We start from the raw sequence: 24,299 nt of genomic DNA, 5'->3' as shown, positions 1-24,299 counted from the left end.
CCTCCCTGTCTCTGTGACGAAAACAGGCACAGAGGCACTGTGACACTGAGGCTCACAGATATAAGATGCTCCGTGTACCTCCGTGCCCTCCCTGTCTCTGTGACGAAAACAGCCCCATAACCCTGACAGGCTGAACTGCCGTTTTGTCACTTTGTCAGTTTGCGGGCGGGCTGGCAGCGCAGAGCTGGCAGGAAAAAAGCAGGATAGGAGATAAAGTGGCAGTTGTATGGGATTGGCATGTGTATTGATAAGGAATAGGTATCCGAATCCAATCAGAACAAAATTTAAAAACAATAGCATGAGTAAGATTATAGGAATCGACTTAGGTACAACGAACTCCTGCGTAGCGGTAATGGAGGGCAACGAGCCCGTCGTTATTCCTAACGACGAAGGGCGCCGTACAACGCCTTCTGTTGTGGCTTTCATGGATAATGGTGAACGCAAAATTGGCGATCCGGCCAAGCGCCAGGCCATTACCAACCCACAGCGTACGATTGCCTCTATCAAGCGGTTCATGGGGCAGCGCTACAGCGAGGTGTCCAATGAGGTCGGCCGTTCAGCATACAAAGTGGTAAAAGGGGAGAACGACACCGTGCGCGTCGATATCGATGGCCGGATGTACACCGCTCAGGAGATCTCCGCCATGGTCCTTCAGAAAATGAAGAAGGTCGCGGAAGATTACCTGGGGCAGGAAGTGACCGAAGCGGTTGTCACGGTGCCTGCCTATTTCAACGACTCTCAGCGTCAGGCGACCAAAGAAGCCGGCGAGATCGCAGGCCTCAAGGTCAGCCGTATCATCAACGAGCCGACTGCTGCTGCCCTGGCTTATGGGCTGGACAAGCGCGGGCAGGATGCGACTATCGCGGTATATGACCTCGGCGGCGGTACCTTTGACATCTCTATCCTGGAGCTGGGCGAAGGCGTTTTTGAGGTGAAATCTACCAACGGCGATACCCACCTTGGGGGGGACGACTTCGACGGGGTCATCATCGACCACCTGGCGGAGACCTTCCAAGCTCAGGAAAATATGGACTTGCGCAAGGACCCCATGGCTCTGCAGCGCCTCAAGGATGCTGCGGAGAAAGCCAAAATCGAGCTGTCCTCTTCTTCAGAGACGGAAGTCAACCTGCCTTATATCACAGCGGTAGATGGTGTGCCCAAGCACTTGGTGCTGAAGCTGACCCGCGCTAAGTTCGAGCAGCTGGCCGACAGCCTGGTGCAGCGCACTCTCGAGCCTTGCCGCAAAGCCCTGCAAGATGCCGGCTTGGATAAGTCTGACATCGACGAGGTCATCCTCGTGGGCGGGTCTACCCGTATTCCGCGCATCCAATCGGCGGTTGAGGAGTTCTTTGGCAAAAAGCCCAACAAAGGGGTGAACCCCGATGAGGTGGTGGCGATTGGCGCTTCTATTCAGGGCGGGGTACTGAGCGGCGACGTTCAGGATGTGCTCCTGCTCGATGTGACGCCCCTTTCCCTTGGCATCGAGACGATGGGCGGCGTATACGATGTCGTCATCGAGTCCAACTCTACGATCCCGACCAAAAAGTCCAAAATCTACTCTACCGCAACGGACAATCAGCCTTCTGTGGAGATCCACGTGCTGCAGGGCGAGCGCCCGATGGCGAAGGACAACCGTACGGTTGGCCGCTTTATCCTCGACGGCATCCCCCCCGCACCGCGCGGCGTGCCTCAGATCGAAGTTTCTTTTGACATGGACGCCAACGGTATCCTCACCGTTTCTTCCAAAGACAAAGGCACGGGCAAAGAGCAGTCTATCCGTATCGAAGCCTCTACCGGCTTATCGAAGGATGAGATCGCACGCATGAAAGCAGAGGCAGAGGCCAATGCCGATGCCGATAAGGCTGCCCGCGAGCGCATCGAAAAGCTGAATACTGCGGATAACCTGGCTTTCCAGACCGAAAAGCAGATCAAGGAGTATGGCGATAAGATCCCTGAAGACAAGAAGAAGGAGATCGAAGCTGCCGTTGCGGAAGTGCGCGAAGCCCACAAAGCGGAGGATATGGACCGACTTGATGCCGCTACGGAAAAGCTGAACGCCGCATGGCAGGCTGCTAGCCAAGACCTTTACAACGCTACGCAGCAGGCAGAAGGCGGTGCTCAGGAAGGCCCGGGCGCTGATGCTGCCAATGCCGGGCAGTCTGGCGCAGATGATGTGACCGATGTAGAATTCGAAGAGGTGGACGAGGACAAAAAGTAAGCCCTCAGGGCGCAAACCAGATTGTCGCTTTTTTTGGGCCTGCCCCCTCCGTAAGGATTGGGGCCTGCCCCTGCCTGACGGCAGGTGCCGCTATGCTCCGGGGCTCGCTGTCCGCTCGGCCCCTCGCCCTACAGGCGTCGGGTCTGGCCTTCGGCCACCCCTGCGCAGCGCTAGGCCGGCTCTATCCCAAAGCCGGCAAGGCTAAACACTAGCGACATTTTGGGTTACGCCCAGCCCTCAAAAGCCTTGATATAGCGCAGAAAGCCTGCCCGGTACGTCCGGGCGGGCTTTCTCGGTTTTGGGGCAAGGCTGTTTTTTTGTCATCCTGAAGACCATTTAATTGATGGTTTTCTATTGGGGCACAAGGAAAAAGGCTAATTTTATTTTAAAGTATGAGGGTATAGCGTCAGCATATCTTTAGCCTGTTCTTTTGAGCAGAAGAAAACGGCCTTACTGACCCTACTCCGCTGCACATCCGGCCCGGCCGGAGCTTTGTGTTCGGCTGACAAATAAACAAATTGACGCTTAGCGCTCTAGTGCCTCAAGCCATAAATCCTTGCCACCCCAAGTTTCGTTCTTTTCCGCCTACTCTTCGTTAAAGAACCGCTCCTTTAGCTCGGGCTAAAGTCGCGAACCTTCGCCTTGATTAGCTGGCAAATAACTTCAACTTAAGTATCAGAGATTTGTGACTTAAGGCACTAGCACAATACCGAAAACCTATTTTAAACAAATCATAATTATTCTGACATGAAAAAAGCTTTACAAGCCCTTAGTGTGATCCTGGCACTGGGGTTTTTCTTTGGACATACGGCTTCTGCCCAATGTGTGGAGGTAGGCGATGCGGTGGGCGAACTGTCCGCCAATTTGAAAGAGGTAGGCGGCTTTTGCGGCCCTGCTGCCGTTGAGACCAACGTCTGCGATTGCCCTGAGGGCTTTGTCGTGGTCGGCTATGAGGGGCTAGAGGGCAACGTATGGGGGGGCGAAGTCCTCAGTCAGTTCAGCCTCCGCTGCAAGCAGGTCAACCCCGATGGCAGCCTGGGCGCTGCGGTACAGGTGACCTGTTCAAATGGCACTGGCGCGGGCAATCAGGCCGATGGCCCGGTCGATGCGGGTCCCGGGGAAGCCATCGTTGGCTTCGAGATGCGCCTCGGCTGTGCCGTGGACGCCATCATGGGCGCTTCCAAGCCCCTCACAGAGGTAGCTACAGGGGATGCCAACAACAACAGCAACTCTATGCCCAATATAGGCGGCACCGGCGGCAGCCCGCGCCCGGTCATGTATGTGCCCGACGGTAACGTGATCGTGGGCATGCGTGTGTTCGAAGACCCTTCTACCAACCTCTCCGGCGGGGTTGCCTGGCGCTATGCGCCTATCAACGCTATCGCCTGCTCTTCCAACTGTAGCATCTCAGGCATATCGGCTTCGAATATCTCCGCTTGCGACAACGGTGGCACAGACGATGTGGCGAACGACGATACCTTCACGGCGGACATCACGGTGACTTATTTCAACGCACCGGCTGGTGGCGACCTGGTCTTGGGCGGCGATGCCAACGTGAGCGTGCCTGTGGCCAGCATTGGCGCAAATGCTTATACCTTTACCGGGGTGACGATCCCTGCAGACGGCAGTGCGATCTCTATTGTCGCCCGTTTTTCTCAGGCCCCGGGCTGCGACTTGAGCCGCAACGTCGGCGCTTCTCCTGTAGCTTGTTCTCCGGATGCACCGGCGGGCGGCATCCCGACGATGTCGGAGTGGGGGCTCATCCTCTTTGCGCTCATTCTCTTCACCCTGACCGTCGTGTTCGGCACACAGCATCAGCGGGCTATGGCCTTAGCTGGGGGCGGGCAGCTGCCTGCGGGGCAGCGCAACCGCCTTCCATTCCACCGTGCTCTGTACCTCAAGGTGCTGCCGTGGGTCTACCTGGCTTTCGCGCTGGTATTTGCGGGCGCAGTGGCGTTCACGGGCTATGAGCTGACCGGTGCGGACTTGCCTGGCAGCTTGCTGTCTGGTGCAGTCATCGCTTACCTGCTGCACTTTGCAGCGATGCCTTCCGGGCGCGCTGAGCGGTAATGCCTGAACCTTGGCACCCGGACAGGAGATAGGCGCAGGTTTGGAGCTCGCCCCTATGGCCCTCAAGGTTTAATGAACCGGGCCTCTTCATTGGGTTATCATGGCGAAAGCCCTTCAAACCCGCACTAAAAAAAATGCCCTGCCAGTGCCGCTGTCTCAAAGCGGTGCTAGCAGGGCTGTTTTTTGCGGGCTTGGCGCACAGGTGCTGACGGCAGCCCTTGGCAGGGGCGGAGGGCTATCTGCTGGCAGCGGACAAGCGATGCGCAGGGGGGGACGCCCGGCAGGGCCGAGCGGATAGCGAGCCCCGGAGCGTAGCGGCCCACGCCTTGAGGCGGGGGTGGCCCCTAAAAAAATTAAGAGAGCGTATTGGGATTTTGGTCTTCTAGTCGAAAAAGAGCCCCGCTTGCTAGCGGGACAGGCCGATTACTAAAGCCCCAACACGCTCAAAAGCGGAAACAATCGACGACTATGGCTTCGGACAAAAGAAAGCGTAAGCAGGGGGGCAGGGCAGGCCTTCCCTGGATCAGGGACCGGCATCCGATCTTCCGGTTTTTATTGGGCTTTATCGCCTGTATGGGCCTGTTTTATCTTTTTTACTATTCTTCCCTTTACCGGCAGTACCTGGAAGGCCCTTTCCTGAATGCACAGGCGCAGCTCAGCAATGCGCTGCTGCGGGCTATTGGGCACGATACCCTCGTCAATGGCACGAGCATAGCGGGGGCAGATTTTGCGGTCAACATCAAGAGCGGCTGCGACGGGCTAGAGGCCATGGCCATCCTGGTCAGCGGGATCGCGATTTTCCCGGTCGCTTTCCGGTACAAAGCCCCCGGCATGCTCTGGGGCGTCCTCTTCTTGTTCGCGCTCAACCTGCTGCGCATTGCAGGGCTCTACCTGGCCGGGCTGCATTTTTCGGAAGCCGTTTTCGAGTTCCTGCACATACAAGGGGGCTTTATCGTCTTCACCATGATCAGCGTGCTGCTGTGGTTCATCTGGATGAACTGGTCTACCCAAAAAGCGCAAACCGCCAAGGCTCATGAATGATATCGTCAAAGCAGGGCTGAAGTATTTCCTCTATTTCATGCTGCTGTATGGCACCCTGACGGGGCTGAGCATGGCCCCTGCCGTGGGCAGTGCCTGCAATGCCTTGTACCGCAAGCCTACGGCCCCTATTCTGCAAGGGCTGTTCGGCAAAGGGTATATCGACCTCAGCGAGGGGAAGGAGGGCCCGCAGATGATAGATGTGGGCTTCATCGGGAGGAAAGAGCTGGCGCGGCTGCGCAATCAGCGGGCGAGCTTAGGGGCGAAGCCGGGGAGCTTTCAGGTCCGGGCGGAGATATACAAGGTGAAGTTCTATAATATGTTCCTCAGCTTTTACCTGTTCTTTGTGGCACTGATGCTGCTGTCACCGGTCAGCTGGCGCGAAAAAGCGTTGGGGCTGGGCATTGGCACCCTGGTATTTTACCTGTTCACGGTATTCAAAATTGCGTTGATGCTGTTGGCGTTCTTCAATCAGGCGGAGCATGCCATCTATGCCACCCCGCCCTGGCTGCTGCGCATCGTCCACGGGCTGATCTATGTCCTCACCCTGGGGGTGAAAGTGGTGTTTGTGCTGGTGCTTTGGGCGGTATTGGTGTTCCGCAAAGGGAATTGGAAAAGGTTGTTGGGGTAGGCTTGAGCGGCGCCCGCCGGGGTCAGAAATCCTGGTAGGAGCGGTAGACGTTCGTGCTCAGCCCAAAAAACACCTGTTCGCTATTGGGGAAGAGGGGGGCATCCCCGGTTTCCCGCCGCAGGCGTGCGCCCAGCCGCAGGCGGAGGTTGTAGCTCGGGTTGAAGAGGTAGGCCAGCTCGGCATCGAGGTATTGCAAGCGGCTCACCGCGCCGTGTGGGGTGAACACGCCCGTATCGGTGGCCCGCTCATCGAACGAATTGAAGATATTGCCCCCGAAGTTCTCCCCGCCCCGGTCGCGCCCCGCCTGCCCGGCGTGGAAGCGCGCCTGTGCTTCCCAGCGCCCCCGGCGGTAGTGCGCCTGAAGGATGAGCTCCTCGAAATTGGCGCCCCAGGGGTGGGCGAGCGGCTGTGCGTAGTGCCCCCAATTGGTGATGGGGTTGCGGTGGGCGTAGAGGTAGGGCCGGGCCAGGTTGTACTCTGCCCGCAGGAAGAGCCCCCGGGCACCGAAGGCATCCCCCCATTTCAGCCCCAGCTGCCCGCCCATCATATTGAGCCAGGAGCCTTCCCCCCAATTGCGCACCGCAGAGAAGGTGAACTCGTCCATGGCGAACTGTGCGTAGGCTTGCATGCCGTTGCGGAAGCGGTAGGAGGTGTTGAGCCCCATGAGGATGTTGCCCCCGGTGAAGCCCTGCGCAAACTCCACGGGCCGGTAGAGGATGACGGGGTTGAGGAAGTTGAGGTCGAAGCCGAACTCATTGAGCTCGCTGCCCCACATCAGCCCTTCGAACAGGGCGATGTTGAAGCCCCGCCCGATGTTGACGCTCAGGTAGTGCATCGACAGGTATTTCTTGGCGTAGTTGCCGCCTACCCGCACGCTGTCGCGGATGTCGTTGAGCATGGCCCAGGTATTGACGTACTTGACCTTGCCGAAGGTGGTCTCGATGCGGAAATAGGGGTAGTTGATGGCGTTGTCGGAGAGGAGCATGGAGCGGTGCCCTTCGCCTATGAACTGCTTGCCGTGGCCTGCGCGGAAGTGGAAGATGCTGTTGGGGGTGTAGGCGACCTCCCCGGCGGCGTAGGCGTAGTCCCAGGCTTCTTCCCGGAAGGGCTTGGCGAGCCAATAGCCGGGCACTACGCGGTCGGACTTGGCGAAAGCGGTAACGTGGTTGGGCAGGCGGGCCTGGGTCTCTACGAGGGTGGAATAGGCGGAGACGTGCTCGCCCAGCTGTACTTCGATGCGTGCGCCCCGGCTGTTGCGGTAGGTGCTGCCGAAGGTGGCGGCCCGGTCTTGCCCATAGCTGAAGTGGACGATGGGGTTGAGGGTGAGGGCGTAGTTGTCGCCTTGTGCGGTGAGGAAGTCTTCGTAGAACGCTTTGCGGGCGGCCCAGTTCCAGAAGGTGCCGTCGGGTGCGGGCGCTTGGCTGAGGAGCTCGCCCCGGCGGTCGAAGGGGGCGATATCGTGCTGCCGCCACGGGCGTATGGCGGTGTGGACCTGATGGCTGTCGCGCAGCAGGCTGTTTTCGTACCAGCGGGCTTCTGCTGTGGCCAGCTCGGAGAGTTGGTACTGTGCGCTGCTCAGGAAAGGGGGCAGCAGGGCGGATAGGAGGAGGAGTAGTCTTGTGCTCATGGTGCAAAGATAGGCTATAGTGGGCGTTTGGAGGGGGTTTTTGGGAGGGGGCTCGCAGGCTCGCGGGTTTTTGCTCGCGGGCTCGCGGGGTTTTGCTCGCAGGCTCGCGACGGGTTTTTGCTCGAGGGCTCGCTTTTGTTTTTTGCTCGAGGGGGGCATGGGGGAGGGTTCACGCGGCGGGCGCGGCGCAGCGGCGGCTCGCGGCGGGGGGGCTCGCAGGCTCGCGGTTTTTTGCTCGCAGGCTCGCTTTTGTTTTTTGCTCGCAGGCTCGCGGGGGTTAAGGAAGGTGGTAGGGAGGGTAATGGTCTTGGGTGAGGCCCCTTGCGATGCGGGTGATGCCATTTTTGAGTAGGGCTTCATCGAAGTTGAGGAGGAGGCCGAGCCTTCTGTTGGTCAGTTTGAGGTAGGTGAAGAGTTGGCGTTTGAATTTTGGGGTGATGCGGTCTACAGCTTTGAGTTCTATGATGACGAGTCCTTCGACGAACAGGTCTGCGACGAAACCGGGTTCGTTTTGAACGTATTCGTCATTGATGAGGATGGTTTTTTGGCGTTCGACGAATAGTCCTCTGGCTTTTAGGCGGGCTTCGAGGGAGGCTTCGTAAACGCGTTCGAATAGGCCTGGGCCGTAATGGCGGTGGACGGCGAAGGCTTCGTCTAGGATGATATCGGCGATTTTGTTTTCATGCATGGGGTTTGGTGTTTTTTGTAAAGATAAAGAGTGGGAGGGAGATTTTTGATGAGGCTCGCTTTTTAGGAGGATGGATATACGCGGCGCAGCGGCGGCTCGCGGCGGGAGGCTCGCAGGCTCGCGTTGAGGTGAGCTCGTATTTTGGGGGAGGTGGGGGTTATCCTTGGTTTTGTTTTCTCTGGTTGCGTATGGCTTGGATGGATCGGAGCTTGAACATTCTGCGTCTGCGTTTTACAGCTTCGTGTAGCCAATAGGTGGTGCCACCGGTAATCAGGAGGAGGAGGGCAAGGAGGAGGTGCCTTTCGAGGAAGTATTGTCCGGTCAGTGCAATGGCAGTGATTAGGGCGGTGAAGAGGAGCAGGGAAAGGGTAGCTTGGGTATGGGAGAGCCCAAAATCGAGGAGGAGGTGGTGGATGTGCCGGCGGTCGGGAGTAAAAGGGGAGGAGCCTCGGTAGATGCGGGTAGAGAAGACTCGGATGGTATCGAAAAGGGGGACTACGATGACGGACATGGCGAGGACGGGCACGGCATCGAGTTTCCAAGGGTGGCTGGGCGAAAGGGCGGCAGATTTTTCAATGAATGAGATGGTTAGGATGGCGGTCATTGTGCCTAGAAGTAGGGAGCCGGTGTCGCCCATGAAGGTCTTAGCGGGGGGGATGACGTTAAAGGGCAAAAATGCGGTGTATGCGCCGGCGGTGATGCTGGCGAGGATGGCGAGCTCTTGGAATCCGGAGCCGTAGAACCATGTGCCGAGCAGGAGGCAGGCAAAAATGCCTAAGCTGGAGGATAGCCCGTTGATGCCGTCTATGAGGTTGAAGGCGTTGGTGATGACCAAAATGGTGAACACAGAGAGGATTAGGGAGAGGGCATAGGGCATGTCGTTCCACCAGCCGAGCATGCCTTGGAAGCTGGCAATGCGGATGTCGGATGCAATGGCGAGGAGGATGGCAACGGCTATTTGTATGAGGAGCTTTTTTTTGGCTGCCATAGGTGCGAGGTCGTCTTTGAGGCCCATCATGAAGATGACTAGTACTGCGCCGATGATGTATTGGAGGTGGGCGTAGGCTTGGAAGGGGACCCAAAGCAGGACGGCAATGAGGAAGCCGGCGAATATGCCTACTCCGCCAATGGAGGGGGTGGCGACAAAGTGGGAGCTGCGGTGGCCGGGCTTATCGAATAGGTGTTTGTCTACGGCTATCCTGATGACGGGGGGGATGGCGAGGTAGGTGATGAGGAATGCGGTGATGAAGCCGAAGAATAGGTCGAGCATAGTTTTTTGGTGTAAGGGGGATTGGGGGCAAAGATAAGAATTCTGAGGGGTTGGAGGTGGTTTTTTGGGCGCAGCGGTGGGGGGCTCGCGGGCTTGCTTGTGTTTTTTGCTTGGGTGGGCATGGGGGAGGGTTCACGCGGCGGGCGCGGCGCAGCGGCGGATCGCGGCGCGGTGGTGGTGGGCTCGCAGGCTCGCTAGTGTGTGTTGCTCGCAGGCTCGCTTTTTTAGGGTGTAAGGGGTTACGCGGCGGGAGGGGCGCAGCGGCGGATCGCGGCGTGGTGGTGTTGGGCTCGCATGCTCGCTAGTGTGTGTTGCTCGCGGGTTTGCTTGAGAGGGTCAGGAGGAATCATCTTTTGGAGGGTAGAGGCTAAATCCCGAAAGAATGCCAAAGGCGAGCCATATATGACGGAAGTTCATCATGTCACGGCTGATGCTCTCGATTGATGCCATGCCGAGGAAGATAAGCAGGGCGGATATTTCAAGTTGGGTTTCTTTGGGGATTTTTTGGGTGAATCGGTAAAGAATGAAGATGAAAAATATTAATACTGAAAGGCCTGTGAAGCCTATTTCTGCCCAAGCGCCAAACCAAGTAGAGTGGGGATCGTAGAGTGGGAGATGGGTTGGATATTTATCTTGTGCCTGCAAAGCTCCAAGTTCGCTGTTGAATTGTCCAGGGCCAACACCAAGAATGGGATGCTCTGTTGCAATCGTATATGCGGCTTTTTTTAACTCCAGGTAGGTCGTCTCTATCCAATAGAAATCTCCTGTGCGGGCAGCAGTGGTATAACCGGTATAGGACGTTCCTTTCAGGTAGGTGGCATTGTATTGAGCAGCAGGAAGCACAATTAGGTGGGTCCCCGTCCAGTAGACCAGAGCGGCGGCAGCCCATACTAAGTTTTTTAGATAAGCCGTCACTGCACTGTCTTTACGGGGAATATGGTGTAGTGCAATCAGCAATAGCCCTGCACCTAATAGTATCAGTTCTTTGGAGGCGCTAAGGCCTAAAGCAAACAGAAGGATAGCCAAAGGTGCGGCGTTGCCTCTGCGATGTGCCAACCAGTCTTTGAAGAAGAGCAGTGTGGGGAGGAAACAAACTGACATGAGCATTCCTCCGCTACCGGTCAATCCTGTCGCTCGGTAGATGGTGCCAAAGTAGGGGTAGTCTTGGTAGAGGCGCACTAGTTGGCTTGGGTAGCCGGCCAGTGCAAAGACATATCCTCCGATGGCGATCAGAGCACTTGCTACTGCTCCGTATTGCCAAGCTCGAAGCAGGGGCATTGACAGTCCTTTGCTAGCCCAATGATGTGCAAGAAGAAAGATTCCGGCTAGATATGCTCTTCCCGTGGCTTCGAGAATTGCATTAGCTTGCTGGCTGTAAATGGCTGAGGCATAATTGATAAACAAGTAAGCGGCTAAGGGAGGCAAGAGGTTGGATGGGGGGAGATTAAGCTTGGCTTTGCTTTTCCATAGATAAGGTAGGACTGCAATTAGGAATATGATTTCAGTGAGTTGAAACCGGCTGCCAAGGATTGGCAATTGGATGACTTTAACGAAGGGTAGGCTGAAACAGAGCAGGTAGAAGGCCTGATATGCTAGGTGTGATGCTTTCTTTGTGGTGGGTTGCAGTTTTAATGAATTGTGGTGGTGGAGAGGGGGGTACGCGGCGCAGCGGCGGATCGCGGGGTGGTGATGAGACGGCTGTGGTGGTAGTACAATCGCGTTGCGGGCCGCTCCGAGTTGGAGTTTGGTGTCCGTGGTGAGGACCACTCCGCGCAGCACAAGCCGAAATGCCTTAACTTTTCTTAAGCCGCTGCTCTGTACGGTAAAAATTCACTAGCAGCTGTTCGAGGAGCTGGCTGGTAGGAATGGACTGCTGTTCTAACCAATATTTAATCTCCGGGTCTAGCTGCAGGCGGACGTTCAGGGCTGCTTCGGCTTCCGCAAGGCCATCGGTAGCCACTGCTGTCCATTCGCCTTCGAAAGCTTCGTCTTCAGCAATAGCCTCATCATCGTAGTAGATGCTTTCCTCGGGCACGTCTACCCCGGCTTTGGCAAGCTGCATCGCCTCCAGGGCTTCGACTTTATGATCGGTAAAATCCACTTGGTAGCCTTGTAATGGCTCTTCGGCCCTGGCTCTTTGCAGGGCTTCGGCTACGGTTAGTTTAGTTTTCATCGTCCTGCGATTTCAATTTTTTGCTCAGATAGGCTCTCCGCTCTTTTTTATTAGCTCTACGGGCTGATATGATGCGAACTACGGCCCCTCTAAGTGTGTAAGCAAGGCTTATTATGGCTAAGAACGCTTTGCCTACCGTCAAAAACCGCTTTTCTCCGTTGCGCTCTTGCTCAAAAATTAGCCTGTCCTGGTCATTGAAAATTTCTTTTGCGTCCTCAAAAGGCATGCCGTGCTTCGCCTTATTCTTAGCGTTTTTGTGCTCATCCCATTCAAATTTTGGCATAGCGGTAGGGATTGATATTGTTCAATAAACCTTCTTTTCCGGGGAGTAGTTCCGGGGGCGAGGCGTTTTTTGGGCTCACGCGGCGGTAGCAATGAAGCAACGGTACGCGGCGTGTCGATGAGGCGGCTGCGGGGCTGCATACGCTCGTTACGAGTCTTGGCTGCGTGGCGCTTCGTTGCGTTAACCTCTTTCTTACCACTGAGGGGCATTAGGTACTTAGGGATTTTCACCATGGAGTTTTACCACTAAGGCACAGAAGGTACTAAGAGGCACTGAGAATATTAAGGTGTTGCTAAGTGCAGCTTACTGCCTGATTGTCTTAGTGTTGTTCTTGTGGGTTTTACCACTAAGGCACGAAAGGTACTGAGCTCTTGATTCAGCACTAAGGGGGAAGTTTTTGGTCTTAGTGCAGCTTACCGGCTACCACTCCACGCCGCACAACCAGCATTCGGGCTGATAGCGGGTTATTCTTGCCCTTTTTTTAGCTCTTGCGCTGCTTCAAACAAGTGGACGACGATAGGTTTGAGAAGAGCTGCTACTTGTGCTTTATTTTCGGATAGCCAATGGTCAATTTCGGGAGATTGGGTCGAGAGGTCGATGTGTATGGCGGACGGTTGGAAAGCGGCTGCCCGCCTGGCCTTTTCTTCCCACGAAAGCTCAACGATTTCGCTGTTGATCGTCAGCTCATCGATATCCTCGTCGTAAGCTATGTCGTCGTCGTTGTAGTAGATGTTTTGCTCGGGGATGACGATCCCGCCGCTTGATAGGACGATGGCATCCTGGATGTTGACCTGTTGGGCGCTGTCTTGATCCAAGATGATGCCTTTCAAGTCTCCGCCTTCGTTGATGCGTGCTACAGCTTCCTTAACGGTCAGGGTTTTCATGGGCTCGGTTTTTGAATTTGTGCTCAAAATAGCGGTTCCGCTCGTTCCGGTTGGCCTGCCTGGCTGAAATGATCCTTACGCCCATCCCTCTCATGGTGTAGACTACCAAAAGTATAAATTTAGCGGCAGACTTTCCAATCCGGATGATTCTGTACTCCCCATTCCGGCTGGCTTCCAGCTCTATAGCACTTTTATCGGTAAATACCGTTTGGGCTTCCCCAAAGCCTACCTTGTGCTTGGCCTTGTTCTGTGCGTTCTTGCCCTCGTCCCATTCAAATTGCGGCATGGCGGTGGGAGTTGGGGATATTCCTGAAGCCTCTTTTTCTGAGGGGGAGTTCCGGTTGCTGATCGGGTTTTGCTGCTGCCTTCGAGGGGCTTGGTGCCCGGTTGGTGCTGCACAGGTGGTGTTGCTCTACCATAATGTCTTGTATTGATAGGCTAAAGGTAGCAACTTGTTTCTTTAAACGAAATGTAAATAACGTTAAACGAAACATTTTAACATAAAAAGCAGGCTAAGGCACCGAAAATCCTGCATTTTATCCACATTTGTGCTATGAGTACCCGCTATAACCGTATCAAAGCTGTATTAGTCGAGCAGGAAAAGACGAGCAAGTGGCTGTCCGAGCAAGTTGGCCGGAGCAAGGGCACCGTCTCGAGGTGGTGCTCCAATCAGATACAACCGCCGTTGGAGGTCTTGTTCCAGATCGCAGATGTGCTGGAAGTGGATGTCTGTACGCTGCTGGCGAAGAATGAGAAGAGCCCAAGGAGGTGAGAAGCTTGTTTGAGCTATTTAGTTGGGTAAATCAGAGGGATTCTGATTCTCCAGGGGCTTTTTTAGTTGAATAATTCCTTGAGTTGAGTGGGCACTTGTTGCAAAGTGATAGAGGAGAGATTATAAGAAGAGTAGGCAGAAAAGTCATCTATATTTTGCAGGCAGCTTATTTTTTCCTTGGTTTTGAGAAAACTGCATGGATATTTGGCTGATACAACTGAAAATCAATACGACACCAATCCATGAACCACTTACTCTGCCCCCAAGGCCAGGGGCGGTAAGTGATATAACAGTTGCCATAATTACCGTACTGCAAAATGCAGCTCTGTAATTCATAGGAAGATATGTGCTTATACTTGCTCTCAGTTGTTTAAAGAAATAAGTTAAAAGTATTAGGGTGCCAATAAGGCCTGTCCCAACTAGGCTTGAAAAAATAAAGCTATGCATAGATATAGCAATGGGAAAATACTGCCGGAGAATAGCACCTTCACCCGCAGCAAAACCTGATCCAAAGATAGGGTCTTCAAGGAAAGCAGATATAGCTAAGGTCCACATATAGTTTCTACCCGAAGAGTCTTGTAATGAAACTTTTTCTTCTCCCAGCCAGAGCGTGTGAAGCAGCAACTCTTCACCCCAAAAAATAAAAAGAGTCAAGCAGGCTGCTATTACATATAGCAGTATGCTTTTATAGTATTTATTTCCTAGCGACAAGCCGAATAACCCAAGAAAAATCCCTAAATAATTTTTTCTAGCAAGGGATAATGTGGTGAATATACTTATGATCCACGTAGCAGGATGAAAGGGTCTTATATACCAAGCCAAGAAAAAAAAAAGTGGAACAGATGTCCTTGCTGCATAGAACATGCGAATGGTAAAAAGCTGATTTCGAATCAGTAATGCATAAAGGAAGGACCATAAGATTTCCCAAAGTATGTAAAGGAGTAAAAAATCTATTATTTGTTTGGGGTTGCACCTTTCCCCCAGAATCATACTTACCGAAGTTATTAGGAAAAGAAAGCATATCATCTCTACGGAACGAGCTAATGTTTCAAGAGGGCCAACTGACCATAGAGTGGTAAGAAACGCCCAAATAGAGAAAATAAGTAAAGATAAATTAGGCTTATATTTCTCTAAATAATCATAGCGACGAAATAGATAGATAAAGCTAATTACACCGATGATCAACCAGTAAGTAACTTGTATAATTGCGGACTTATCAATAACATCGAAATACTCTACCGGTCTTTGCCTTTTCCATATGAACTGCATAGGATGCAAAGCAAACAGAAGAAAGATTAGTATCTGCTCTAATGGTTGGGTGGTAAACTTTAAGAGGTCGAATGTTCCCAGCCGGATCTTGAGGGAATAAACCTTTGGCATTAATATACTAGATGGTTAATTCGATATAAGCGTATAAAGTCTATAAGTGATGTACAAGCAATTCAGCAAAAGCATTTTAGATGAAAAAAAATGGTAGCGGAAAGAAGGGGATGCGTTGTAGGTAAGCAATAAAACAGAAGACTAGTTGTCCTGTCCAATAGAATTGGAAAATGATAGATACGGCGGACACCTTGGAAGTGGCAATTCGGGTACATATTTCCTAACATAGATTTTTCAAATTGAAGTCATATTTGAAAACCCCGGGTTAGATTTGCATGAAGAGAGTACACTTAGCCCATATACCACGCCTCACTTTTCAACCCCTCATACACCCGCTCAATCCCCTCCCGCAGCCCAATCCGGGCCGTCCAGCCGGCTGCTTTCAGTTTGCTGACGTCCATGAGTTTGCGGGGGGTGCCGTCGGGCTTGGAAAGGTCGTGCTCCAGTTGGCCTTCAAAGCCGACGATGTCTTTGATGAGCAGGGCCAGGTCTTTGATGGGGATATCCTCTCCGGTGCCGATGTTGACCAGGCCGGGCTCATTGTAGGTTTGCATGAGGTAGTAGCAGGCATCCGCGAGGTCGTCTACGTGCAGGAACTCCCGTTTGGGGGAGCCGGTGCCCCAGATAGTCACGGCCTCGTCCCCGCGCTTCTTCGCTTCGTGGAATTTGCGGATGAGGGCGGGCAGAACGTGGGACTTCTCCAGGTCATAGTTGTCATTGGGCCCGTACAGGTTGGTGGGCATGACGGAGATGTAGTTGCAGCCGTACTGGTGGCGATAGGCGTCGCAAAGCTTGATGCCGGCAATCTTGGCGATGGCGTAGGGCTCGTTGGTGGGCTCGAGTTCGCCGGTCAGGAGGTAGTCTTCCTTCAGGGGCTGTGGGGCCATCTTGGGGTAGATGCAGCTGGAGCCGAGGAACATTAGCTTTTCCACGCCGTTGTCCTTTGCTGCGTTGATGACGTTATTTTGGATCATCAGGTTGTCGTAGAGGAATTCGCCCCGGTAGGTGTTGTTGGCGAGGATGCCTCCTACTTTGGCGGCGGCTAGGAAGACGTGGGTGGGTTTTTCTTGCGCGAAGAACTCGTTTACGGCGGCTTGGTTGCGTAAGTCGAGTTCTTTGCTGGTGCGGGTGATGATATTCGAGTAGCCTTCTGTTTTAAGCTTGCGGCTTATGGCGGAGCCGACCATTCCCCGATGTCCAGCAATATATATTTTATCGTTGATGTTCATTTTTTTGCTTTCAAGGTTTAACCATGGAGTCTCATAGAGTTGCATGGAGTTTTGCTTTGTACTTCTCTGTGGTGAGTATAACCATAGAGAAGCATGGAGTTACATGGAGTTTTAGGGCGTTTTTTATTTGACTCATTGAGACTCCATGCAACTCTGTGGTGATATCAGTTAATATCCATTCACCACCCGTTTAATACCGTTTTTCAAGCTTTTGACATTGAAGTTGAGGAGCATGCCGTGGCGAAGGTTCATGAGCTTAAGATAAGTCAGTACTTGTGCCAGGTGTATTGGAGCGAGTTGATCAACGGCTTTCAGTTCCAAGACGAATTTTCGCTCGACTAACAGGTCTATACGGTAGCCACAATCCAGTTTTACTTCTTCATATACCAGGGGTACTGCTTTTTCCTGCTCGACAAATAGCCCACATTGCCGGAGTTCGTATGCTAAACAGGCTTGATATGCCGATTCTAGAAGTCCCGGACCAAGTGCCGTATGCACTTTGAACGCACATCCTAATACCTTTTCTGACAACTGGTTAAACTCCATGCAACTCCGTGTAACTCTGTGGTGAACCTACTCGAACTCATTCTTAACCTCAAACCCAGCCGCCTTCAACACCTGATCCCGCTTAAACAACTCAATATCCGCCGCCACCATCTCACTACACAGCGCCTGCAAATCATAAGACGGCTCCCAGCCCAACTTGGCCTTGGCTTTGGAAGGGTCACCAATGAGGAGGTCCACCTCGGTAGGGCGGAAGTACTGCGGGTCTACGGCGACGACTTCGCTGCCGGCTTGCAGGGCGTAGTCCGGATTGGAGCTGCTGCTGACGATGCCGACCTCGTTAATGCCCTCGCCTTTGAACTCCAGCTCCACGCCGATCTCGCGGAAGCTCATGCGGACGAAGTCGCGCACGCTTGTGGTGACGCCGGTGGCGAGCACGAAGTCCTCAGCTTGGTCTTGCTGCAGCATGAGGTACATGCCTTTGACGTAGTCTTTGGCATGGCCCCAGTCGCGCTTGGCGTCCATGTTGCCGAGGTAGACTTTGTCCTGGAGCCCGAGGGCGATTTTGGCGACGGCGCGGGTGATCTTACGAGTGACGAAGGTCTCGCCCCGCAGGGGACTCTCGTGGTTGAAGAGGATGCCGTTGCAGGCGTACATGTTGTAGGCCTCGCGGTAGTTGACGGTGATCCAATAGGCGTAGAGCTTGGCGACGGCGTAGGGGGAGCGGGGATAGAAGGGCGTGGTCTCCCGCTGCGGGACTTCCTGTACTAGGCCGTAGAGCTCGGAGGTGGAGGCCTGGTAGAAGCGGGTCTTTTCCTGCAGCCCGAGGATGCGGATGGCTTCGAGGATACGGGTGGTGCCCAGGCCATCGGCATCGGCGGCGTACTCCGGGGCATCGAAGCTGACCTGCACGTGGGACATCGCACCAAGGTTGTAGATTTCATCCGGCTGTACTTCCTGTATGATACGGATGAGGTTGGTGCTGTCGGTCAGGTCGCCGTAGTGGAGGATGAAGCGGAGGTCTTCCTCGTGGGGGTCCTGATAGAGGTGGTCGATGCGGGCGGTATTGAAAAGGGAAGCGCGGCGTTTGATGCCGTGGACTTCGTAGCCTTTTTCGAGCAGGAGTTCGCTTAGGTAGGCGCCGTCTTGGCCGGTGATGCCGGTGATTAGGGCTTTTTTCTTCATGTTTTGTTTTTTGTTTTTACCACTAAGGCACGTTAGGCGCTTAGGGGTTTTACCATGGAGTTTCATGGAGTTTTTACCACTAAGGCACGGAGGCACTTAGGGGGGTTACCACTGTGCGCCTCTGTGGTGAGTAAAACCATGGAGTTCCGTGGAGTTTTGTGCACTGTGTGCCTCTGTGGTGAATTTAACCATGGAGTTTTTTCTTATGCTGTGTTGCCACAATTACGGGAAAATAGCCTTTAATTCCTAAACCACTGGCCTAGTTTGCGGAGGGGTTTGAGTATTGTGGTGTGGGGATAGGGTTTTAGCCCGTTGACCTGCCAGGCGAGGTGGTCTTCGCGGTTGGCGCGGATGCGGTGGCGGAAGCTGGCGTTGCTCATGCCACCGGTGCGCATTTTGACGAGTACTTCAGGCAGGTAGGTGGCGGAGGCTTTGTGCTTGTAGAGGAAGCGGAGCATGAGCTCATAGTCTGCTGCGGAGCGGAAGCGGAGGTCGAAGCTGCCGTATTGCTCAAACAGCGCGCGGCGGGCGAAGAAGGTGGGGTGGGGGGGCATCCATCCGTGCAGGAAGTTGCGGTGGCGGTAGGGGCCGGACTTCCAGTGCCGGACTACGTTGAATGGTGGTTGGGCTGTGACGTAGTGCAGATCGCCGTAGAGGGTGTCGGCTTGGGTGTCTTTAAGCTGCCGGGCTACCCGTTGGAGGGTACCGGGGGTAGCGTAGAAGTCATCGGCATTGAGGAAGGCTATGTACTGCCCGGTGGCGTGGGCTATGCCTTTGTTCATGGCATCGTAAAGCCCGCTGTCTGGCTCGGAAATGATTTTGGAGACATGGGGGTACTGCCGGGCAATGGCGAGGGTGTTGTCCTGGCTGACGCCGTCAATGATGAGGTGCTCGATACCGGGGTGTTGCTGCCTGGCAACGCTTTCCAGCGTATCCGCAATGGTGGCGCTACTGTTGTAGCAGACGGTGATGATGGAAAACGTGAGAGAAATGAGAATGGAATTTAATGCCTTCGTTCGATTGGCAGAGCCGGGCTAAAAACTTGGTGCTCTCTATTTTCTGACCCTTTTAGACTGTGTTGGGATTTCACCCTTTGGGCTGCATTTGCCAAATTTTATCCTGTACTTCGTTGCTCTTCAGTCGCTTAGCTCAGGCTAGGCTCCCTCATCGCGCCCCCGACGATGAATGTCGGGATCAAAGACTTGTTCAGAATAAAATTTGACTACATTCGCTCCAAAAGCGAATTCCCAACACAGTCTTAGTCTTGCACCCTCCGCTCTTTCTTAGCTACCGCCGGATTCCCCTGATAAATGGTGAAGGCTTCCAGATTTGAGGTTGCCACAGACTTGACCGAAAGGACCGCATGGCTCCCGCACCTGACGCCCGGGCAAACCAGGGACTGCGCCCCAATCCATACGCCATTTTCTAGTGTAATGGGGGCGGTGATGAGGTCAAAACTGCTTTTTTTGTAGTTGTGGTTGCCGCAGAGCAGCATAGCGCCCTGAGAAATGCAGCAGTGGCTGCCAATATCGACCTGATCGAGGTTGTCAATCCAGGCGCCTTCGCCTATCCAAACGTGGTCGCCGATGCGGAGCTTCCAGGGGAATTTGATGGTTACGGATGGCTTGATGACCACGCCGGTCCCCACCTTTGCTCCGAAGGCCTTCAATACCTGAATTTTCAAACCATTGATAATGGCCAGGGGATGGCGGAACAGTATCGCGCTGCAGAGCAGCCAAAGCAGTTCTTTCCAACGGGGAGCGCCACGCTGAAAAGCTTTGTTTTGGTAGCGGGAGAGGTCGGTTTGGGGCATCCTGGAAAAGGGCTACTTGGAAAAGAGCTTTTTGTAGGATGAAACCAGGTCTTGCTTTGCAAAATACTCCTTTGCAAAACGATGGGCAGACCTGGACCATTGTTCGTACTCATGAGCGGTCATTGTTAAAGCATGATGGAGGGCTGTTTTCCAGGCTTCCGGCTCAGATAAGGGCAGGTCCCAGCCTGCTTTATGTTTTTTTAGCCACCGCCACGGCGTTTGATCGCTAATCAGCACGGGCGTTCCAGTAGCTAAAGCCTCGAAAATGGCATGCCCAAAGTTTTCACCATGAGTGGGCAGTATAAAAAAGTGGTGAGCCAGCAGTGCGTCTTTTACCTTGGGCGGAGGCTGTTCACCCGCATAGCTTACCGAAATATTGGCAGGCAGTTTTTGGATGGCTGCTTCACAGTCTTTCCAGTAGCTCGGATCTTCCATAGGGCCAATAATGGTCAACTCCACGGGGTGGCTAATGTATTGCAGTACCTGCAAGGCATGGAGCAACCCCTTGATCGGGTGGATGCGCCCCACAAAAAGGAGTTTCCAGGCCGGAGCGGGGGCAGCTTTGACGGGCTTCCGGGCTTCCGGCTGTACGGGAAAGTTAGAAAGCTGTACTACCTTTGCAGCAGGGCCAAAAACCGAGCGGATATCTTTGGCTTCCGTGGCATCGGTGGCGTGAAAACAGATGCGGCGTTGCAGCCCTATGGTGTGCAGGAGGCTTAGCAAAAGCTTTTTTTTAATTGGCTTGAAAGCCAGGGCTGAACTCCGCAGCATCCCCCGTGGAGCCAAAACCACTTTTCCCCGGTGCGCTCCCCTGAGGTGCAACCATAGCGGCCAGAGCGTGAAGTCCGGGGAGAACATGCTGTTCAGGTACAGGGGGAGGGTAGGGTGCTGCCGCAAAATCGTTCGGATGCGCTTGCGCCGGTCAGCTGGGCTGAGGTATTGCACTTGTGTGGCAGTGCCTTCGTAGGCCACCCAATGGTTGGCGCGGATGCCCTCGTAGGGCTGCGTGTCGCCCAGGTCCCGGTCTCCGGTCACCACCAGCATGGGCATGTTAGGGGACAGGCCTTTTACCAGATTGACGGTGGAGGAAATGGGGCCGCCGGCCCGGTAGCCCGGAGCAAACCAATCAGTTAGCAGGAGTGCTTTTCCCAAAGGGTTAGCCATTGGCACTGCTGACTTTCTGGTAGAGCGACCAGTATTGCTGAGCGATACGTGCGGGCTCAAACCGCTTCACATTTTCAAATCCTGCCGCAACAAGCTGCTCCCGGTAAGCCGGATCGTTCAGAACGCGCTGTACGCCGGTACGGATGCTGTCTGTATCGGAAGGGTCAACCATGCAGGCGGCACTCCCGGCTACTTCGGGCATAGAAGAGCAGTTGCTCGTGATGACCGGGCAACCGAGGGCCTGTGCTTCTACGATGGGGAGCCCAAACCCTTCCAGCGTAGAGACGAATGCCAGGGCATCGGCATTACGGTATTTTTGTACAAGCGCTGCTTTACTGATCTTGTATGCATTGTGGTAGCGGATGCGATGTTTTTCCAACAGGGCTTTCTGCACAGGCGTCAGCTCGCCCACGATATCTAATGTCAGAGACAACCCCTCGACTGCCCGAATAAGGCCCTCCAGGTTTTTGTTGGCTTTGGTGCCAATGTGGAGTACAACCGGCGGGTGGTTGATGGCAGCGGATGGTATTGGAGCCTCTGCTACCGGCAGGGTGAGCGGGTTGGGGATCACTGCAATCTTTGCTTCAGGAATGGGAGCCAATTCCAGCAGGTCTTTTTTGGTGGCCTCGGAAATCGTTGTGATGTACCGGGCGTGACGGGCTGGGAGAAACACCCAAAACCAAAAAAGCAACCGGCGCTTCAGCCCGCTGCTCCGCTTCAGGAATTCAAAATCATGGAAGGTAACCACGGTGCGCCCCCGTTCCAGAAAAGGGGTGATGTAAGTGATGTCACCGGTAACGTGGTTGACCACTCCTTGCTGCCGCCGGGCATTCAGCCCGTTTTTCAGGCGGGGGGCCAGCCCCTTGCTCGGGAAAGGCAGCGTATACCACTTTGGCGTTTCGGGGAAGCAGCCCTGCAAAGCTTCAAATACCTGCTCAATGCTGTACTGATGCGGAAAAGCTTTGCGGAAAAACAGGGTCACCTTCACCAGTCAGACCTTCCAGTTTAGAATATTCCTGGCGGCCCAGAAGAAGCCAAAGACCACAATACTGGCTTTGACCATATGATTGAGCACGACCACCAGTTCTGTTTCCGCCTTGACCACCTGAAGGAAAATCAGGGGCAGGAAGGCGATAAGCAGCAGATTTTGTCCGGCGTTTTTCAACAAAAAACGCCAAAATCGGGCCAGGAAAAAACCCCAGGCGCCCATAAAGAGAATGCCGCCAAAGACATTGTAGTTGCCATAGGCTTCCCCGACGATACTTATACCCATTGAGGTACCTTGGCTAATGTCCAGCCCGGTGAACCTCCGAAAGTTTTCCCGGCCGCCGGCCTGCGTTTTGTTGGGGTTTAGGAACCGGGGCAGGATTGATGCGGATATAGCTTGTCCGATCGTCTCGCCCCCAATAAATGGTGTCCGGGCAGGGATTTCATCCATGATGGCGCTGATGATCCATCCCTGATTGAGCCTTACATTATTCTCTACATCCCTCTCCTGATCGGCATTACGGTCATCCGAAAGTATAGCGTCAAGTGCCAGGTCAGCGAATAACTCCAGCTTGTTGCCGCCGTACCCCTGCCAGACCTGCATTCGGTAGGCGGCTTTGATGGTTTGTAGAGTGGAAAGCGATAGAACACCGATGAGTATTGTCAGGTAAATCTGTGATTTGGAGGGCTGGTGCTTCAATGCCCAGAACATGTAGAAAAAGACCGACCAGAGCACGAGATCGTGGAACATTGCCTGCCTCAGCGCGCTCAAAAACAAATACCCCAATGCCAGGTAAAAGATGTTGCGGAGGCGTGGGTCATTACTAAAGAAAAGCACAATAGCCCCGACAAACTTAAAGTTGGAGGCCAGGAATGCAAAAAAGCCCAATGTGCCCGGCAAAACACCGGAAATCAGGTCGAAAAAGACGCCGATCAGAAATACGCCCAACCCATACTGCTCGTAACGCTGTAGTTGCGTCACAGGAATAGCCAGCCTGCCATAGCTGCCCAGCCCGCCCAGGGTGGAAAGTACGAAAAAGGCGTAGGCGGGCACAATGTAGCCCATGTACTCTGCCTCGGGCACGTACATATAGTACCGGTAATGAAAGGAGGGCGTAAGGTATTCGATGACCGGGCCTACAATCCACTGCAGTCCGGCCGTAAGAAGCATCAACTCAAGAATAGGGACACTTTTCCCAAGAACACGCACAAAACGTAAGAAAACCCATATCACCAGTGTCAGCCCGATTATACTGGCTGTGGTCATATCGCTTTTTTGATTGTTACCGTCCCGATCGTCTTTTTTTGATGAAGGCAATACCGCTAAGGTATTTTTCCCAGTTCCTGCTCATAAGCCTTGGCTTGCTCTTGAAAGCTCCAGGCCTCAATGTGGGCTTTCAAGTCGGAGGTGGTATACGCCTTGCCACTATGTTTTTTCATCCAAAGGATTTTTTCCTTTAGCGCATCCGCATTGCCGGCGGGAAAAACTTCACCGGTCTTTTGGGGAATGACCAGGTCGACCTGACATCCCACCCGGTCACTGACTACAACCGGGCGCCCACTGGCCAGAGCTTCGTTGACGGCCAGGCCCCAGGTTTCGCCCGGACCGTTTGAGGGCAGGCAGAAAACATCTCCCAGCCGGTAAACTACTGGCATCTGACTTTGATTTTGGAAGCCGATAAAGTGTACGTAGGTCAATCCCTGTGCCCGTTCTCTGAGACGCTCCTCCAGCTCTCCACTGCCGCCCAGAACCAGATGGACTGGATTTTTTTGCGTTTCGGCGATGCCAATAATCGCTTCCATTAGGAGTTGCGGAGCTTTTTTGGCTTCTAATTTGCCTGCAAATAATACCGCGAAATCGTCCGCTGCTATTCCTAACTTTTGCCGCCAGGCGCGGGCCTGCACTTCTTCCTGCTGCTGATCGTTTCCGGCAAAGCGAACGTTATCTATAGCATGGGGCGCAAAGGCGAGTTGTGCTTCCTGCAATCCGTGCTTCAGGAAATAGTGCCGGTTTGCGGAACCTACATAAAATGCCTTGTCTACATAGCGGTATACCCATTTCAGGAACAACCGCCGCGCCATTGTCCGCCATCCCGGCTGCTCATCGAGCAAAGTAGAGTCGCCCCGGAACCAGACCGGGCGCTTCCCTTTGAAATAACGCATGAGCCGCAAATGGCCGGGCGGATTCCAGCCGAATACCAGCACGGCCTGTGGATCATAAGCCTCAATCGAACGGATAAGCAGTTGAAGATGAGCTTTGGTATCAGCGGGGGTGAACTCAAACGCATAGCCTTCCAGCAAAGGGATATCCCAGCTTACGGTTCTGCCAAAAGCCCGGTCAAAGCCCAGCGACTCTTTGGGCTTGGTGTAAAATACCCGCAGG

General features: G+C 54.0%; 23 protein-coding genes. 5 read left to right on the top strand and 18 right to left on the bottom strand.

Translation table 11 applies throughout. The annotated features are described in order from the left end of the window. Positions 1 to 298 precede the first annotated feature (298 nt). From dnaK to FRY97_RS08425, 4 genes are all read left to right on the top strand, one after another. A complete protein-coding gene (gene dnaK / locus FRY97_RS08440; protein ID WP_147167007.1) occupies positions 299 to 2,218 on the top strand; it encodes a molecular chaperone DnaK in 1,920 nt (639 codons plus the stop codon). Positions 2,219 to 2,965: 747 nt separating this feature from the next. Further along, positions 2,966 to 4,288, top strand: coding sequence for an IPTL-CTERM sorting domain-containing protein (locus FRY97_RS08435; RefSeq protein WP_147167006.1), 1,323 nt, complete (start codon positions 2,966 to 2,968; stop codon positions 4,286 to 4,288). Positions 4,289 to 4,756: 468 nt separating this feature from the next. Continuing rightward, positions 4,757 to 5,329 (top strand): archaeosortase/exosortase family protein, encoded by a 573-nt coding sequence (locus FRY97_RS08430; RefSeq protein WP_147167005.1) that lies wholly within the window; start codon positions 4,757 to 4,759, stop codon positions 5,327 to 5,329. Continuing rightward, positions 5,322 to 5,957 (top strand): hypothetical protein, encoded by a 636-nt coding sequence (locus tag FRY97_RS08425; RefSeq protein ID WP_147167004.1) that lies wholly within the window; start codon positions 5,322 to 5,324, stop codon positions 5,955 to 5,957. The genes FRY97_RS08430 and FRY97_RS08425 overlap by 8 nt, the downstream gene beginning before the upstream one ends. Positions 5,958 to 5,979: 22 nt before the next feature. On the opposite strand, the gene FRY97_RS08420 is transcribed toward FRY97_RS08425, so the two are convergent. The 8 genes from FRY97_RS08420 to FRY97_RS08385 all read right to left on the bottom strand — a co-directional run bounded on the left by FRY97_RS08420 (position 5,980) and on the right by FRY97_RS08385 (position 13,168). Further along, positions 5,980 to 7,584 (bottom strand): hypothetical protein, encoded by a 1,605-nt coding sequence (locus tag FRY97_RS08420; RefSeq protein ID WP_147167003.1) that lies wholly within the window; start codon positions 7,582 to 7,584, stop codon positions 5,980 to 5,982. 277 nt (positions 7,585 to 7,861) lie between these two features. After that, positions 7,862 to 8,272, bottom strand: coding sequence for a GxxExxY protein (locus FRY97_RS08415; RefSeq protein ID WP_147167002.1), 411 nt, complete (start codon positions 8,270 to 8,272; stop codon positions 7,862 to 7,864). A gap of 157 nt (positions 8,273 to 8,429) precedes the next feature. Next, entirely contained in the window at positions 8,430 to 9,542 is a 1,113-nt protein-coding gene (locus FRY97_RS08410) for a glycosyltransferase family 4 protein (protein ID WP_147167001.1), read from the bottom strand. Positions 9,543 to 9,878: 336 nt separating this feature from the next. Then, the gene (locus FRY97_RS08405; protein WP_147167000.1) at positions 9,879 to 11,078 is read right to left on the bottom strand and encodes an O-antigen ligase family protein; all 1,200 of its coding nucleotides are present in this window, start codon (positions 11,076 to 11,078) and stop codon (positions 9,879 to 9,881) included. A gap of 256 nt (positions 11,079 to 11,334) precedes the next feature. After that, positions 11,335 to 11,715 carry a hypothetical protein gene (locus tag FRY97_RS08400; protein ID WP_147166999.1) on the bottom strand — a complete coding sequence of 127 codons (381 nt, stop codon included), beginning with the start codon at positions 11,713 to 11,715 and terminating at the stop codon, positions 11,335 to 11,337. Then, positions 11,705 to 11,998, bottom strand: coding sequence for a BrnT family toxin (locus FRY97_RS08395; protein ID WP_147166998.1), 294 nt, complete (start codon positions 11,996 to 11,998; stop codon positions 11,705 to 11,707). Before FRY97_RS08395 ends, FRY97_RS08400 begins: the two co-directional genes overlap by 11 nt. 464 nt (positions 11,999 to 12,462) lie before the next feature. Continuing rightward, positions 12,463 to 12,882, bottom strand: coding sequence for a hypothetical protein (locus FRY97_RS08390; RefSeq protein WP_147166997.1), 420 nt, complete (start codon positions 12,880 to 12,882; stop codon positions 12,463 to 12,465). Further along, positions 12,863 to 13,168, bottom strand: a complete 306-nt coding sequence (locus FRY97_RS08385; protein ID WP_147166996.1) for a BrnT family toxin — start codon at positions 13,166 to 13,168, stop codon at positions 12,863 to 12,865. The genes FRY97_RS08390 and FRY97_RS08385 overlap by 20 nt, the downstream gene beginning before the upstream one ends. Before the next feature lie 267 nt (positions 13,169 to 13,435). Here FRY97_RS08385 and FRY97_RS08380 point away from each other — a divergent pair, with 267 nt between their 5' ends. Beyond that, positions 13,436 to 13,654, top strand: coding sequence for a helix-turn-helix transcriptional regulator (locus FRY97_RS08380; RefSeq protein ID WP_147166995.1), 219 nt, complete (start codon positions 13,436 to 13,438; stop codon positions 13,652 to 13,654). A gap of 144 nt (positions 13,655 to 13,798) precedes the next feature. Here the strand turns inward: FRY97_RS08380 and FRY97_RS08375 are convergent, their stop codons facing one another. The 10 genes from FRY97_RS08375 to FRY97_RS08330 all read right to left on the bottom strand — a co-directional run bounded on the left by FRY97_RS08375 (position 13,799) and on the right by FRY97_RS08330 (position 24,217). Further along, on the bottom strand, positions 13,799 to 15,034 hold the full coding sequence (locus FRY97_RS08375; protein WP_147166994.1) for an O-antigen ligase family protein: 1,236 nt from the start codon (positions 15,032 to 15,034) through the stop codon (positions 13,799 to 13,801). Positions 15,035 to 15,324: 290 nt separating this feature from the next. Then, positions 15,325 to 16,263, bottom strand: coding sequence for a GDP-L-fucose synthase (gene fcl, locus FRY97_RS08370; protein ID WP_147166993.1), 939 nt, complete (start codon positions 16,261 to 16,263; stop codon positions 15,325 to 15,327). A 168-nt stretch (positions 16,264 to 16,431) separates the two neighbouring features. Further along, entirely contained in the window at positions 16,432 to 16,809 is a 378-nt protein-coding gene (locus FRY97_RS08365) for a GxxExxY protein (RefSeq protein WP_147166992.1), read from the bottom strand. Positions 16,810 to 16,836: 27 nt separating this feature from the next. After that, positions 16,837 to 17,952 carry a GDP-mannose 4,6-dehydratase gene (gmd, locus tag FRY97_RS08360; RefSeq protein ID WP_147167013.1) on the bottom strand — a complete coding sequence of 372 codons (1,116 nt, stop codon included), beginning with the start codon at positions 17,950 to 17,952 and terminating at the stop codon, positions 16,837 to 16,839. Between the two features lie 239 nt (positions 17,953 to 18,191). After that, positions 18,192 to 18,881, bottom strand: coding sequence for a glycosyltransferase family 2 protein (locus tag FRY97_RS08355; protein ID WP_238578308.1), 690 nt, complete (start codon positions 18,879 to 18,881; stop codon positions 18,192 to 18,194). Positions 18,882 to 19,210: 329 nt separating this feature from the next. Then, positions 19,211 to 19,765 carry a putative colanic acid biosynthesis acetyltransferase gene (locus FRY97_RS08350; RefSeq protein WP_044224441.1) on the bottom strand — a complete coding sequence of 185 codons (555 nt, stop codon included), beginning with the start codon at positions 19,763 to 19,765 and terminating at the stop codon, positions 19,211 to 19,213. Between the two features lie 12 nt (positions 19,766 to 19,777). Continuing rightward, positions 19,778 to 20,929: a glycosyltransferase gene (locus FRY97_RS08345; protein WP_147166991.1), complete on the bottom strand. Its 1,152-nt coding sequence runs from the start codon at positions 20,927 to 20,929 to the stop codon at positions 19,778 to 19,780. Continuing rightward, positions 20,922 to 21,917, bottom strand: coding sequence for a glycosyltransferase family 4 protein (locus FRY97_RS08340; protein ID WP_147166990.1), 996 nt, complete (start codon positions 21,915 to 21,917; stop codon positions 20,922 to 20,924). Before FRY97_RS08340 ends, FRY97_RS08345 begins: the two co-directional genes overlap by 8 nt. Before the next feature lie 3 nt (positions 21,918 to 21,920). Further along, entirely contained in the window at positions 21,921 to 23,183 is a 1,263-nt protein-coding gene (locus tag FRY97_RS08335; protein ID WP_147166989.1) for a hypothetical protein, read from the bottom strand. Between the two features lie 56 nt (positions 23,184 to 23,239). Continuing rightward, a complete protein-coding gene (locus FRY97_RS08330) occupies positions 23,240 to 24,217 on the bottom strand; it encodes a glycosyltransferase family 4 protein (RefSeq protein ID WP_147166988.1) in 978 nt (325 codons plus the stop codon). Positions 24,218 to 24,299 lie beyond the last annotated feature (82 nt).

This window comes from Phaeodactylibacter luteus (assembly GCF_007993045.1).
GTDB lineage: Bacteria > Bacteroidota > Bacteroidia > Chitinophagales > Saprospiraceae > Phaeodactylibacter > Phaeodactylibacter luteus.
Note: the sequence above shows the minus strand (reverse complement) of the source record. Positions and strands in the feature narration are given on the sequence as shown.

What these genes read in the sequence shown, in the direction of transcription:
- dnaK (WP_147167007.1), top strand. Translation starts at nt 299, where the DNA reads ATGAGTAAGATTATAGGAATCGACTTAGGTACAACGAACTCCTGCGTA.
- FRY97_RS08435 (WP_147167006.1), top strand. Translation starts at nt 2,966, where the DNA reads ATGAAAAAAGCTTTACAAGCCCTTAGTGTGATCCTGGCACTGGGGTTT.
- FRY97_RS08430 (WP_147167005.1), top strand. Translation starts at nt 4,757, where the DNA reads ATGGCTTCGGACAAAAGAAAGCGTAAGCAGGGGGGCAGGGCAGGCCTT.
- FRY97_RS08425 (WP_147167004.1), top strand. Translation starts at nt 5,322, where the DNA reads ATGAATGATATCGTCAAAGCAGGGCTGAAGTATTTCCTCTATTTCATG.
- FRY97_RS08420 (WP_147167003.1), bottom strand. Translation starts at nt 7,584, where the DNA reads ATGAGCACAAGACTACTCCTCCTCCTATCCGCCCTGCTGCCCCCTTTC.
- FRY97_RS08415 (WP_147167002.1), bottom strand. Translation starts at nt 8,272, where the DNA reads ATGCATGAAAACAAAATCGCCGATATCATCCTAGACGAAGCCTTCGCC.
- FRY97_RS08410 (WP_147167001.1), bottom strand. Translation starts at nt 9,542, where the DNA reads ATGCTCGACCTATTCTTCGGCTTCATCACCGCATTCCTCATCACCTAC.
- FRY97_RS08400 (WP_147166999.1), bottom strand. Translation starts at nt 11,715, where the DNA reads ATGAAAACTAAACTAACCGTAGCCGAAGCCCTGCAAAGAGCCAGGGCC.
- FRY97_RS08395 (WP_147166998.1), bottom strand. Translation starts at nt 11,998, where the DNA reads ATGCCAAAATTTGAATGGGATGAGCACAAAAACGCTAAGAATAAGGCG.
- FRY97_RS08390 (WP_147166997.1), bottom strand. Translation starts at nt 12,882, where the DNA reads ATGAAAACCCTGACCGTTAAGGAAGCTGTAGCACGCATCAACGAAGGC.
- FRY97_RS08385 (WP_147166996.1), bottom strand. Translation starts at nt 13,168, where the DNA reads ATGCCGCAATTTGAATGGGACGAGGGCAAGAACGCACAGAACAAGGCC.
- FRY97_RS08380 (WP_147166995.1), top strand. Translation starts at nt 13,436, where the DNA reads ATGAGTACCCGCTATAACCGTATCAAAGCTGTATTAGTCGAGCAGGAA.
- FRY97_RS08375 (WP_147166994.1), bottom strand. Translation starts at nt 15,034, where the DNA reads ATGCCAAAGGTTTATTCCCTCAAGATCCGGCTGGGAACATTCGACCTC.
- fcl (WP_147166993.1), bottom strand. Translation starts at nt 16,263, where the DNA reads ATGAACATCAACGATAAAATATATATTGCTGGACATCGGGGAATGGTC.
- FRY97_RS08365 (WP_147166992.1), bottom strand. Translation starts at nt 16,809, where the DNA reads ATGGAGTTTAACCAGTTGTCAGAAAAGGTATTAGGATGTGCGTTCAAA.
- gmd (WP_147167013.1), bottom strand. Translation starts at nt 17,952, where the DNA reads ATGAAGAAAAAAGCCCTAATCACCGGCATCACCGGCCAAGACGGCGCC.
- FRY97_RS08350 (WP_044224441.1), bottom strand. Translation starts at nt 19,765, where the DNA reads ATGCCCCAAACCGACCTCTCCCGCTACCAAAACAAAGCTTTTCAGCGT.
- FRY97_RS08345 (WP_147166991.1), bottom strand. Translation starts at nt 20,929, where the DNA reads ATGGCTAACCCTTTGGGAAAAGCACTCCTGCTAACTGATTGGTTTGCT.
- FRY97_RS08335 (WP_147166989.1), bottom strand. Translation starts at nt 23,183, where the DNA reads ATGACCACAGCCAGTATAATCGGGCTGACACTGGTGATATGGGTTTTC.